The sequence below is a fragment of the Streptomyces sp. NPDC031497 genome, assembly GCF_055580905.1.
On the sequence record NZ_JBVIKO010000055.1, the window covers coordinates 1 to 12,458 of the forward strand.

The 12,458-nt window shown below is 71.1% G+C and carries 11 protein-coding genes; 9 read left to right on the top strand and 2 right to left on the bottom strand.

Annotation, left to right across the window (positions count from 1 at the left end):
* The coding region (locus tag ACZ5K7_RS47840) for a DNA-directed RNA polymerase subunit alpha C-terminal domain-containing protein (protein WP_468924847.1) at nt 1–444 on the top strand (444 nt) is incomplete at its 5' end.
* 355 nt (nt 445–799) lie between these two features.
* On the opposite strand, the gene ACZ5K7_RS47845 is transcribed toward ACZ5K7_RS47840, so the two are convergent.
* The gene (locus tag ACZ5K7_RS47845) at nt 800–1,720 is read right to left on the bottom strand and encodes a 2-hydroxy-3-oxopropionate reductase (RefSeq protein ID WP_468924849.1); all 921 of its coding nucleotides are present in this window, start codon (nt 1,718–1,720) and stop codon (nt 800–802) included.
* 278 nt (nt 1,721–1,998) lie between these two features.
* On the opposite strand from ACZ5K7_RS47845, the gene ACZ5K7_RS47850 reads away from it, so the two are divergent.
* The 7 genes from ACZ5K7_RS47850 to ACZ5K7_RS47880 all read left to right on the top strand — a co-directional run bounded on the left by ACZ5K7_RS47850 (nt 1,999) and on the right by ACZ5K7_RS47880 (nt 10,652).
* Nucleotides 1,999–3,441 (top strand): aldehyde dehydrogenase family protein, encoded by a 1,443-nt coding sequence (locus tag ACZ5K7_RS47850; protein WP_468924851.1) that lies wholly within the window; start codon nt 1,999–2,001, stop codon nt 3,439–3,441.
* A gap of 43 nt (nt 3,442–3,484) precedes the next feature.
* A complete protein-coding gene (gene iolD / locus ACZ5K7_RS47855) occupies nt 3,485–5,449 on the top strand; it encodes a 3D-(3,5/4)-trihydroxycyclohexane-1,2-dione acylhydrolase (decyclizing) (protein ID WP_468924853.1) in 1,965 nt (654 codons plus the stop codon).
* Nucleotides 5,446–6,216 carry an HpcH/HpaI aldolase family protein gene (locus ACZ5K7_RS47860; protein WP_468924855.1) on the top strand — a complete coding sequence of 257 codons (771 nt, stop codon included), beginning with the start codon at nt 5,446–5,448 and terminating at the stop codon, nt 6,214–6,216. Before iolD ends, ACZ5K7_RS47860 begins: the two co-directional genes overlap by 4 nt.
* A gap of 251 nt (nt 6,217–6,467) precedes the next feature.
* The gene (locus ACZ5K7_RS47865; protein WP_351713839.1) at nt 6,468–7,685 is read left to right on the top strand and encodes a Gfo/Idh/MocA family protein; all 1,218 of its coding nucleotides are present in this window, start codon (nt 6,468–6,470) and stop codon (nt 7,683–7,685) included.
* A gap of 4 nt (nt 7,686–7,689) precedes the next feature.
* Complete coding sequence (locus tag ACZ5K7_RS47870; RefSeq protein ID WP_468924858.1) at nt 7,690–8,637, top strand: NAD(P)-dependent oxidoreductase; 948 nt, start codon at nt 7,690–7,692, stop codon at nt 8,635–8,637.
* On the top strand, nt 8,634–9,521 hold the full coding sequence (locus ACZ5K7_RS47875; protein ID WP_351713843.1) for a sugar phosphate isomerase/epimerase family protein: 888 nt from the start codon (nt 8,634–8,636) through the stop codon (nt 9,519–9,521). Before ACZ5K7_RS47870 ends, ACZ5K7_RS47875 begins: the two co-directional genes overlap by 4 nt.
* A 282-nt stretch (nt 9,522–9,803) precedes the next feature.
* Entirely contained in the window at nt 9,804–10,652 is an 849-nt protein-coding gene (locus tag ACZ5K7_RS47880; RefSeq protein ID WP_468924860.1) for a sugar phosphate isomerase/epimerase family protein, read from the top strand.
* Here the strand turns inward: ACZ5K7_RS47880 and ACZ5K7_RS47885 are convergent.
* Nucleotides 10,622–11,008 carry a UTRA domain-containing protein gene (locus ACZ5K7_RS47885; RefSeq protein WP_468924862.1) on the bottom strand — a complete coding sequence of 129 codons (387 nt, stop codon included), beginning with the start codon at nt 11,006–11,008 and terminating at the stop codon, nt 10,622–10,624. The two genes, ACZ5K7_RS47880 and ACZ5K7_RS47885, sit on opposite strands and share 31 nt — an antisense overlap.
* Before the next feature lie 312 nt (nt 11,009–11,320).
* Here ACZ5K7_RS47885 and ACZ5K7_RS47890 point away from each other — a divergent pair, with 312 nt between their 5' ends.
* Nucleotides 11,321–12,340, top strand: a complete 1,020-nt coding sequence (locus ACZ5K7_RS47890; RefSeq protein WP_468924864.1) for a substrate-binding domain-containing protein — start codon at nt 11,321–11,323, stop codon at nt 12,338–12,340.
* The last annotated feature ends 118 nt before the right edge of the window (nt 12,341–12,458 follow it).

A 12,458-nucleotide genomic window follows, 5' to 3' on the forward strand; every position in this document is an offset into this window, starting at 1 on the left:
GTCGACGTCGAGAGCAAGCAGGCCATGCGCCCGCGTGACGCCATGGCCTCGGCCGGCAAGACCCTGGTCGAGCTGTTCGGTCTCGCCCGCGAGCTCAACATCGACGCCGAGGGCATCGACATGGGCCCCTCCCCCACGGACGCCGCCCTGGCCGCCGACCTGGTACTGCCGATCGAGGAACTCGACCTCACCGTCCGGTCGTACAACTGCCTCAAGCGCGAGGGTGTCCACTCCGTGGGGGAGCTCGTGGCGCGCTCCGAGGCCGACCTGCTCGACATCCGCAACTTCGGCGCGAAGTCCATCGACGAGGTCAAGGCGAAGCTGGCCGGCATGGGCCTGGCGCTGAAGGACAGCCCGCCCGGATTCGACCCGACCGCCGCCGCCGACGCCTTCGGCGCGGGCAATGACGGGGACACGGGCTTCGTGGAGACCGAGCAGTACTGAACGCCGCGTTCCGGCCGGGTCACGGGGGAGCCGGAGACGGCACAGCGGACCCCGAGAGTAGGTGTTTCGGCAGAGGTGACACTGCGGACCCCGACTCACGGCACAGCCGCCCGGCCGGCTCCGGTGACTGCGTGCCCCCGCCGCCGCGCCTGACCTTCAGGAGTCCACGGTCGTGCGGGGCCCAGGCCGGACGCCGTTCCCCCGCCGCCCGGACTCCAGGGCCCTGAGCGTTCGCGGGCCCCTCGAGAGGCACGCGTTGCCGTTCGATCGGGGGGACCACCGGGTTTCACTCATCGGCGCCGGCCATCGGTCCAGGAGGCGAGGTGGAGCCGTCGCGGTCGGGGTGCGGTCGGGGTCATTCGCTCCGTTCACGGCCGGAGAGGCGTTCGACGCCCCGCAGCAGTGCCGAGTGATCCAGGCCGCCGTCGCCGTTGGCCCGGCAGGACGCGAGGAGCTGAGTGACCAGCGAGGCCACGGGGAGGATCGCACCGGTGTCACGGGCGGAGTCCGTGAGGATGCCGAGATCCTTGTGGTGCAGGTCGATCCGGAAGCCCGGGGCGAAGTCCCGTCCGAGCATGTTGTCCTTCTTACGGTTCAGGACCGCCGAGCCGGCCAGCCCTCCGCCGAGAACGGTGAGCGCGGCCGGCAGATCGGCTCCCGCCTTCTCCAGGAAGACGACGGCTTCGGCCAGAGCCTGGATGTTCGCCGCGACGATCAGCTGGTTGGCGGCCTTGACGGTCTGACCCGCGCCGTTCGGGCCGACGTGCACGACCGTGCGGCCCAGGGCGTGGAACAGCGGGGAGGCCTCCTCGAAGTCCACTGCCTCGCCGCCGACCATGATGGACAGCACCGCCTCGACCGCACCCGCCTCCCCGCCGGAGACCGGTGCGTCCAGGACCCGTACGCCTCGCACGCGGCCCGCCTCGGCGAGCTCGACGGCGGTGCGCGGGCTGACCGTGCTCATGTCGATGAGAAGCGTCCCGGGACGGATGTGCGCCAGTACGCCGCCCTCGCCGAGGACGACCTCGGTGACCTCGGTGTCGGCCGGGAGCATGGTGATCACGACCTCTGCGTCCGTGACCGCCTCCGCGACGCTTCCGGCGCCATGGCCGCCCGCGGCAGTGAGACGGTCGACGGCGGCACGGCTGCGGTTGTGACCGGTGACCTTGTGTCCGGCCCGTACCAGGTTGGCTGCCATGGGGCCGCCCATGATGCCGAGGCCGATGAACGCGACGGAACGGGGCGGTTCTGCACGCTGAGTGGCCGTGGTGCTCATGTGTCGTTGTGCCGCCTTCCAGGCTGTGGGGTGGCTGTGCGCCCGTGGCGACGCCTGTTTCGACCGTAGGTCAAGCGCCGTCCTCCTCTCGCGATGATGGGAAAAAGATGTCATCGATGATGGCTAAATGATTGGTTCGAGGGCTTCAGTAACTCCTTGGCGTCGACCTAGCGTTGCGAGCACGTAAACGGCCTGGCCGTGGGCTGTGCGACACCCCTGGTATCCGCGGAGGTGTCGATCGCGGCCGTGTTCTGACGGCTTCCTGAAGGGAGAGGGCAATGGCGCCCGTGGAGTTGCTGATCGGCAGCCGGTGGCAGGCGGCCAGGGGAACCGGACAGACTCGGGAGGTCACCTCACCGTTCGACGGTTCGACGGTGGGCACGGTGGCGCTCGCCGGGACCGAGGACGTCGAGGCGGCACTCGCCGCCGCGGAGCGGGGCGCGGCCGTCTGGCGCCGGACGCCCGCCCATGAGCGGATGCGGATCCTGCTGCGCGCCGCGGAACTCGCCGACGAGCGGGCCCCGAAGACCGCGCTGACCATCAGCGCGGAGTCCGGCAAGACCATCACCGAGGCCACCGGTGAGGCGTCCCGCTCCGGTGACCTGATCCGGCTGGCCGCCTTCGAGGGGACCCAGCTCTACGGCGAGACGCTCCCGCTCGACGCCAACCGCGGCACGGGGCAGGACAAGATCGGCTTCACGCTGCGCCAGCCGTGCGGGATCGTCGTGGCGATCACGCCGTTCAACTACCCGGCGCTGCTGGTCCTGCACAAGCTCGCCCCGGCCCTGGCGGCGGGCAACGCGGTGATCCTCAAGCCGGCCACCAGTACCCCGCTGACCGCCCTCGAACTCGCCGGGTGCTTCGTGGACGCGGGGCTGCCGGAGGGCGTGCTGTCCGTGCTCGTCGGCTCCGGCTCGGTGCTCGGCGACGCTCTCGTCGCCGACCCCCGGGTCCGGAAGATCTCCTTCACCGGGTCGACGGCCACCGGCGAGCACATCTCCCGGGTCGCCGGGGTGAAGAAACTGTCCCTGGAGCTGGGCGCGTCCTGCCCGGTCGTGGTGCTGCCGGACGCCGACATCGAGGCCGCGGCGAGCGCGGTCGCGGCAGGCGGGTACGTCAACGCCGGGCAGGTGTGCATCTCCGTCCAGCGGGTCATCACGCACCCCGCCGTGACCGGCGACTTCCTGGACGCCCTGGTGCCCAAGGTCGAGGCCATCCGCACCGGTGACCCGGCCTCCCCGGACACCACGATGGGCGCCCTCATCACCACCGCGGAGGCGGAGCGCGTCGAGCGGGCCATCGCCCGAGCCGGCGCGGACGGGGCACGTGTGCTGACCGGCGGGGCGCGCGACGGGGCGGTGGTGCAGCCGGCCGTCGTCGCCGACGTCGACCCCGCATCTCCGTTCAGCCAGCAGGAGTTGTTCGGCCCCGCGGTCGCCGTCAGCTCGGCCGCCGACTGGGAGTCCGCCCTCGCCCAGGCCAACGGCACCGCCTACGGCCTGGGCGCCGGCATCTTCACCTCCGACGTCGCCGGCGCGGTCCGCGCCATCCGGGAGATCGACGCCGGTTCCGTCCACATCAACTGGACGCCCCTGTGGCGGGCCGACCTCATGCCGTACGGCGGCCTCAAGGGCAGCGGCTACGGCAAGGAGGGCCCCCGCGCCGCGGTCGGTGAGATGACCGAGGTCAAGACGATCGTGCTGCACGGCCGTCCCTGGTGACCCGGCCGCGTCCCCGTACACCTCCCCGATCAGGAGCCGACTCATGACCGACCGGACGCAACAGGGCACGGTGCGCCTCACCGTCGCCCAGGCCGTCGTCACCTACCTCTCCCGGCAGTACTCCGTGGCCGACGGCCACCGCCGCCGACTCATACCGGCCGCGCTGGGCATCTTCGGCCACGGCAACGTGGCCGGGCTGGGCCAGGCCCTCGACCAGCTCAGCGACCGACTCCCCTTCGTCCAGGGCCGTAACGAACAGGCCCTCGTCCACATCGCGACCGCCTACGGCAAGGCGACACGCAGGCACGCCACCCTCGCCGTGACCGCCTCCATCGGCCCTGGCGCCCTGAACATGGTGACCGGCGCGGGCCTGGCCACCGTCAACCGGCTGCCCGTCCTGCTGCTGCCCGGCGACACCTACGCGACCCGCCACCAGGGGCCCGTGCTCCAGCAGTTGCAGCACCCCGTCGAGGCCGACGCCTCGGTGAATGACGCCTTCCGGCCCGTCTCGCGTTTCTTCGACCGCGTCACCCGGCCCGAGCAGTTGCTGACCGCGCTGCCCGCGGCGATGCGCGCGCTCACCGACGTGGACACCGGCGCGGTCGTCGTCTCCCTGCCGCAGGACATCCAGTCCCACGCCTACGACTATCCGGTGGAGTTCTTCGCCGAGCGGGACTGGCCGATCCGCCGCCCGGCGCCGGACGCCGACGAGGTCGCGGTGGTGGCGCGCCTGCTCGCCGAGGCGGAGAAACCGATGGTCATCGCCGGTGGCGGGGTCGTGTACTCCGGTGCCGGCGAGGAGCTGGAGGCCCTGGCCGAGGCGGCGGGCGTCCCCGTGGCGGAGACCTTCGCGGGCAAGGGCGCGGTGCAGCGCCGGGCCTGGTGGCAGCTGGGCGGTATCGGTCTGGAGGGCACTCCGGCGGTCAACGTCCTCGCCCGGGAGGCCGACTTCGTGCTCACCGTGGGCTCGCGTCTGACCGACTTCGCGACCGCCTCGCACTCCCTCTTCCAGAACCCGGACGTGCGCTTCGCGAGCATCAACGTCAACGCGCACGACGCGAACCGCCTGGGCGCTTCCGGCGTCGTGGCCGACGCCAAGCGGGCGCTCGCCGCGCTGACGGACGCCGTCCGCGCGAACGGCACCACCACGCCCGTGGCCTGGCAGGAGAAGGTGCGCGCGCTGGACGAGCGGTGGCAGGCCGAGCGTGCCGCCGCCCTCGACCCGGACACCCGCTTCGACCTGGCGTCGCTGCCCGCGGACACCGACGTCGTGAGCGACACCGACGCGGTGCTCACCCAGGGCCAGTTGATCGGTCTGCTGCAGGAGCACGCCCGGTCCGGCGACACGATCATCGCCGCCGCCGGCGGTCCGCCCGGTGACCTGCAGAAGGTGTGGGACGCCACCGAAGGCCGCTTCGCGCACCTGGAGTTCGGCTTCTCCTGCATGGGCTACGAACTGCCCGCCGCGATCGGCGTCCGCCTCGCCGAGCCGGACCCGGCCAAGCGGGTGCTGTCCCTGCTCGGCGACGGCACCTTCCTCATGGCGCCGACCGAGCTGGTCACAGCCGCCCAGGAGAAGCTGCCGCTCACGATCGTGATCCCGGAGAACCACGGGTACCAGGTCATCCACCGCCTCCAGATGGGGCGCAGCGGACGGGAGTTCGGCAACGAGTTCCGCTACCGGGACGGCAGCCTGGAGATCGGCTCCGACAAGCCGGCCCGCCTGGAGGGCGACTACCTCCGGATCGACCTCGTCAAGACAGCGGAGGGCCTCGGCGCCCGCGCGATCCGCGCCACCACCGCCGACGAGGTGCGCACCGCTCTCGCCGGCACCCGGGACCACGACGGACCCGTCGTCCTCGTCGTCCCCGTGATCCCGCACGCCGACCTCCCCGGCGCCGGCGTGTGGTGGGACGTGGCCCCGGCCGAGGTCTCCGAGCAGGAGACCGTCGCCCAGCTGCGCCGCGAGTACGAAGAAGGCCTTACGTCTCAGAGGTGGTACGGATGAATCGCTCGCCGTTGGACCACGGCCGACTGCGCGCCCGGCTCGCCGCCGGTGAGCCCACGGTGGGCACCTTCGTCGGCAGCGCATCCCCGATCACGGCCGAGGTGTGTGCCGCCGCCGGTGCCGACTGGGTGCTGCTCGACCTCGAACACGGCGCCGGAGGCGAGGAACAGGTCCGTACGACCGTTCCGGCCGCCGCCGCCTACGGCGTACCGACCGTCGTCCGCGTCGAGTCCGCCGCCCGCATCCGCATCGGCCGGGTCCTCGATCTCGGCGTCGCCGGGGTCATGCTGCCCCGTGTCGACACGGCGGCCGAAGCCCGCGAAGCGCTACGGCACCTGAGGTACCCGCCCGCGGGCGACCGGGGCGTGGCCACCTACAACCGGGCCTGCCGCTTCGGACTCGACCCCGCGGCCCTGGACCGGGAGGGCGAGATCCTCGGCATCGTCCAGATCGAGTCGGCGAGCGCCCTGGGCGAGGTCGAGGAGATCGCGGCCCTGGACGGCGCCGACGTGCTGTTCGTCGGCCCCCGCGACCTCAGCCACGATCTCGGAGTGCCCGGCGACTTCACCGCCCCCCTCTACCGGGAAGCGCTGGAACGTGTCCGCAAGGCCGCCGCCGACCACGGCAAGGCCTGCGGGCTGCTCGTATCGGACGGTCCGGCGGCCGCCGCCAAGCGGGCCGAGGGCTGGACGTTCATCGGTATCGGCTCCGACACCACCCTGCTCGCCGCCGCGGTGTCCACCGCCCTCGGCGAGGCCCGGGCCTAGAGGGGCGTTCCTGGATCGGTTCGACGACGCGGGCGGTGGCACGCGCCCTCCCAGTGGACGCGTCCCCGGCTGCGTGGTCGTCGGTCACCGGCTCCCCCGCGCTCGGCTCACCTGTGCGGGGCACCCCATCGCGTCGACTCCCCCTCCGGCGTGCGACCGCACGCACCAGACCCCGCTCAGGCCGACTGCCAAGTACGGCGCCGCTCCGTCGGCCTGATCCGGCGGACACCCCCAGAACTTCAGGAGACTCCATGACCCCCACCACCCCGGGCGCCGCCCGCGAGATCGGCGTCGGACTGATCAGCGTCGGCTGGATGGGCAAGCTGCACAGCCGTGCCTATCAGGCGCTGCCCTCCGTCTATCCCGAGCTGGGCATCAAGCCCCGCCTCGTGCACGCCGCCGACACCGCCGAGGACCGCGCCGCGTACGCCCGTGACGTCCTCGGCTACGAGAGGGCCACGACCGACTACCGTGCCGTCCTCGACGACCCGGACGTCGAGGTCGTCTCGATCTGCGCGCCGAACCTCCTCCACCACGAGATCGGTATCGCCGCCGCCAAGGCCGGCAAGCCGTTCTGGATCGAGAAGCCCGTCGGACGCAGCGCCGAGGAGACCGCCGAGGTCGCCGCCGCGGCCCGCGCGGCCGGCGTGGTCACCTCCATCGGCTACAACTACCGGCACGCCCCGGCCGTCGAGCGGGCCCGCGAGCTGATCGCCGAGGGCAGACTCGGCCGGATCACCAACGTCCGCGCCACCTTCTTCTCCGGCTACGCCTCCGAGCCCAGGGGAGCCCTGTCCTGGCGCTTCAAGCGGGACCTGGCCGGACATGGCGCGCTCGGCGACCTGATGAGCCACGTCGTCGACCTCGTCAGCTACGTCGTCGCCCCGATCGACGAGGTCTCCGCGCTCACCAGCACCGTCTACACCGAACGCCCGCTGCTGCCCATGGGGTCCGGCACGCACTTCGCGGTGATCGAGGACGGTGAGATGGCGGCCGTCGAGAACGACGACTACACCGCCGCCCTCGTCCGCTTCACCGGCGGTGCCGTCGGCACGCTGGAGGCGTCCCGCGTCATCGTCGGCCCGCAGTGCGGCATCGGCTTCGAGGTCTACGGCACCGACGGGTCGGTCACCTGGAACTTCGAGCGCATGAACGAACTGCGGGTCGCCCTCGACCGCAGCGGCCCCCACCAGGGCTACACCACGGTGCTCGGCAACGGACACATGGGTGACTACGCCAGCTTCCAGCCGGGCCCCGGCAACAGCATGGGCTACGACGACCTGAAGGTGATCGAGGCCAAGAAGTTCCTCGCCGCCGTGACCGGCGTCGAGCACCACCACTCGACCATCGAGGACGCGCACGCCGTCGCCGAGGTGATCGCGGCCGCCGCCGCCTCCGCGGAGAGCGGCTCCTGGCAGTCGGTGCTCGCGGTGCCCGGCGCGACCTTCGGTCATCCGGTGCGGAGTTGATCGTATGAGCCAGCATGTCGTGGTGGCCCTCGGCCCGGTCGACGCCGACACCGTGACTCCCGTCCTCGGCGACGGGGTCACCTTCGTCACCGACCCCACCCCGGAGGACCTCGCGGTGGCCGAAGGGGCCATCGTCCGCGCCGACCGGCAGGTCGACGAGGACTTCCTCCGGCAGACCCCGCGGCTGCGGGTCATCGCCCGCACCGGGGTGGGCGTCGACCTGGTCGACGTGGCGGCGGCCTCCGCCCGTGGCATCCCCGTGGCCATCACCCCCAACAGCGGCAGCCGCGCCGTCGCCGAGGGCGTCTTCGCCATGGCCCTGCACCTGACCAAGCGTCTGACACCGCTGACCGAGCTGGTGCGCGAGGGCCGCTGGGCCGACCGGGGCACCGTGCCGGTCGGCGACCTGGACGGCGCCACCATCGGGATCGTCGGCTACGGCCGTATCGGCCGCCGGGTCGGCGAACTCGCCGCCGCGTTCGGGATGCGGACCCTGGCCCACGACCCGTTCAGCCCTCCGCCGGCCGAGGTCGCCCGCGCCGACCTGGGCGCACTCGCCGAGGCCGCCGACGTCCTGACCCTGCACACCCCGCTCACCGACGGCACCCGGCACCTGGTGAACGAACAGCTGCTGGCCCGTATCAAGCCCGGGGCGATCCTCATCAACTGCGGCCGGGGTGGCCTGCTCGACCCGGACGCCGCCCTGGCCGCCCTGGAATCGGGCAGGCTGGCGGGCGTCGGCCTGGACGTGTTCGACCCCGAGCCCGCCCTCTACCACCCGCTCTTCGACCACCCGAACGTCGTCCTCACCCCGCACCTGATGGGTATGACACGCCGGGCGATGACCCTGACCTTCGTCGACGCGGCGCGTGGCGTCGCGGACGTCCTCGCGGGCCGCGCGCCGGCCGCGGTCGCCGACCCCCAATGGAACCACCGAAAGGCCACAGCATGACCACCCCACCACTGGACAGGATCGCCGGCGCGCCCATCTCCTGGGGGGTGTGCGAAGTGCCCGGCTGGGGCTACCAGCTGACGCCCGAACGGGTGCTGAAGGAGATGCGCGAGGTCGGCCTGGCCGCCACCGAGATCGGCCCCGACGGCTTCCTGCCCGCCGAACCGGGCGCCATGGCCCAGGTCCTCGCCGACCACGACCTGCACGCCGTCGGCGGCTTCACCCCGCTGCTGCTGCACGTCCCCGGACACGACCCCCTGCCCGAGGCGGAACAGCTCCTGGAGAGCTACGCCGCCTCGGAGGCGGAGGTCCTCGTCCTCTCCGCCATCACCGGCCAGGACGGCTACGACTCCCGGCCCGAACTCGACGCCGACGGCTGGCGGTTGCTGCTGTCCAACCTCGACCGGCTGACCGCGCTGGCCGCCGAACGCGGCGTACGGGCCGTCCTGCACCCGCACGTCGGCACGATGATCGAGAACGGCGAGGAGGTCCGCCGCGTCCTGGAACACTCGGCGATCTCCCTCTGCCTCGACACCGGACACCTCCTCATCGGCGGCACCGACCCCGCCGAACTGACCCGGCAGGCACCCGAGCGCATCGCCCACACCCACATGAAGGACGTGGACGCCGCCCTCGCCACCAAGGTCCGGTCCGGCCGCCTCACCTACACCGAAGCCGTCCGTGAAGGCATGTACCGCCCGCTCGGCGCCGGCGACGTCGATGTCGAGGCCATCGTCACCCACCTCGGCGCCCACGGATACGACGGCTGGTACGTCCTGGAACAGGACACCATTCTCACCGCGGAACCCAAGGAGAAGGGGCCCGTCGACGAGGTGTGGGCCAGCGCCGAGTATCTGCGCTCTGTGCTACGGGGCGTGGCGTAACCGCATACGGACCGCTGTCCGCCCGGAGTCGGGGGACGCCTGCCGCACGGGCGGTCCCCCCTCTCCGGGCATCTTTCCGCCGGACGCGTCAATGATGTTGTTTTGATGGCTTCCTGATGATTGACGTCGGGGACAGTCCAACGAAGGATCCCAGGGAAGGCCGCTACCCTGCGTTCTTGGAGTTCCACCCATTACGCAGAGCCCTTTTCGGTCGGCTCGGAACCATTTTGTCTGGTGTATCAATACAGGTAGGAAATCCCGGAAAGATTAGGGACACGGGAAATGGATATTGAGGATCTGCTGGCCACTTGCTGGACCACCGCGGGCGATGCCGACCCCATCGGGAATGACCAGCGAAGTCCGCTGAGCCTTCGGGAACGGGCCGAAGCGGCGAGTGCCGCCGGGTTCAAGGGCTTCGGACTGCTGCACGCGGATCTGCTGGTCGCCGAGCGGGAACACGGGCTCGCGGGCATCCGGTCGATCTTCGAGGACAACGGCCTCGCCCACATCGAACTGGAGGCCCTGGCCGGCTGGTGGGCCGACGGGCCCCGGCGGGCCGCGTCGGACGCCGTCCGCCACGACCTGCTCAGGGCCGCCGAGGCGCTCGGCGCCCACCACATCAAGATCCACGGCGACGTCGAGGACGGGCCGTTGCACCTCGACCTCTGGGCCGAGGAGTTCGCCGCGCTGGCGGCCCAGGCGGACGCCGTGGGCGCCCGGATCGGGATCGAGTTCCTGCCCTGGTCCAACGTCAAGACCGTGCACGACGGACTCCGGCTCGCCGAGGCCGCCGGCCACCCGGCGGGCGGCGTCCTCATCGACGCCTGGCACACCGAGCGCGCCCACACGCCCCCCGCCGAACTGGCCCAGGTGCCGGGCTCGCGGATCGTGGGCGTGGAGCTCAATGACGCCGACAGTCAGGTCGTCGGCACCCTCTTCGAGGACACCGTGCGGCGGCGCCGCCTCTGCGGAGAGGGCTCCTTCGACCTGCCGGGGATCATCGCCGCGCTGCGCACGGCGGGCTGGCATGGTCCCTGGGGCGTGGAGATCCTCTCGGACGCGCACCGCGCGCTGCCGGTACGGGAGGCCACCGACGTCGCCTACCGGACCGCCGCGGCGCTCCTGAAGTAAGAAGAGCCGCAGGGGTGGTGGGGACGAAACCACGGTCGCCCCCACCACCCCTGCTTTCCCGCCCGCCTGACGCGGCTCCCGACCCGCCCCGGACGCGCCCAGCGCCCTACTTCCGTACGAGCAGCTGGAACTCGAATCGGCAGGTAGTTGCGCAGCATGGCCACAGGGAGGCCACCGGCGCACCGGATGCGTTCCGGCCTGACAACGCTGTCACCCTGCTGGACACCGAGGGCGGCGGCACCAGCATGCTCTTCTCGGCCAGGGTCTTGATGCCCTCCCGGACGGTCGGCCGTCGACAGGCCGATCCGCCCGCAAGGGAAATTCGTCGCCCCTCGTTCGGTCCATGGCTCATACAATCAAAGCGGCCGTTCATTTTCGAGGCTCCCCTTTATGCTGCGGATGCCTTCCCGTTCCCGCCAGGAAGGCGGGGGGAAAGGGTCGGGGAACCCTGCCATTTCAGGTGTAGAGGTCACGCGCAACCAGCGTCAAGCGATTGACCTGACGTCCATCCTTGATGGACAAATGATGTCTTTACAAGCGTTGACCTCGGGGTGGCCTGACGGTTCCATCTCCGTCATAGGCAACAGCCGTGTTAACGGCATGTGATCCGGATCGTTCGCCCGGTCAACCGCCTCCCCTTCCCAGCCGCACAGTGAGGTGCCGGAAAGATGGATCGTTCATCCCACCCCCGCTCCCGCAGGATCGCCCCTGTCGTCGCCACGGCGGCAGCGGCCGCGCTGCTCGTCGCCGGATGCTCCAGCAACTCGGGGGGAAAGAAGGCCGACGAGAGCGGGGCCGGCATCTCCGCCGGCAAGGCCAGCACTCCCCGCATGACGATAGCTCTGATCACGCACGCCGCCCCCGGTGACACCTTCTGGGACATCGTCCGCAAGGGAGCCGCAGCCGCAGCCGCCAAGGACAACGTCAAGCTGGTCTACTCCTCCGACCCGAACGCCGGCAGCCAGGCCAACCTGGTGCAGAACGCCATCGACCAGAAGGTCGACGGGATCGCGGTCACACTCGCCAAGCCCGATGCGCTGAAGAGCGTCGTCGCCAAGGCCGGACAGGCCGGCATCCCCGTCGTCGGCTTCAACTCCGGTGTGAGCGACTGGAAGAGGCTCGGTCTGCTGGAGTTCTTCGGGCAGGACGAGTCGGTGGCAGGCGAGGCGTTCGGCAACCAGCTCAACGAAGTCGGCGCCAAGCACACCGTCTGCGTCATCCAGGAACAGGGCAACATCGGCCTCACCCAACGCTGCGACGGACTGAAGAAGACCTTCAAGGGCAAGACCGACATCCTCTACGTCAACGGAACCGACGCACCGTCCGTGAAGTCGACGATCACCGCGAAGCTCAGCCAGGACAGTTCCATCGACTTCGTGGCGACCCTCGCCGCCCCGGTCGCACTGATCGCCACCCAGTCGATCTCCGACGCGGGCAGCAAAGCCAAGCTCGCCACCTTCGACCTCAACAAGGACGCGGTCAGCGCCATCCAGTCCGGCAAGCTCCAGTGGGCCATCGACCAGCAGCCCTACCTGCAGGGTTACCTGTCGGTCGACTCCCTGTGGCTCTACAAGAACAACGGCAACTACAGCGGCGGCGGTCAGCAGGCCGTCCTGACCGGCCCGGCCATCGTCGACAAGACCAACATCGACAAGGTCGCCGCCTTCGCCGCGAAGGGCACCCGGTGATGACCATGACCCAGCAGGCTGTGCCGGCGACGGCTTCCCCGTCGCCGGCTCCGCCGGCCCGCCACACGGACGGGCGGACAGCCCAACGTCCTCCGGCTGTCCGGCTGTTGGCCCGGCC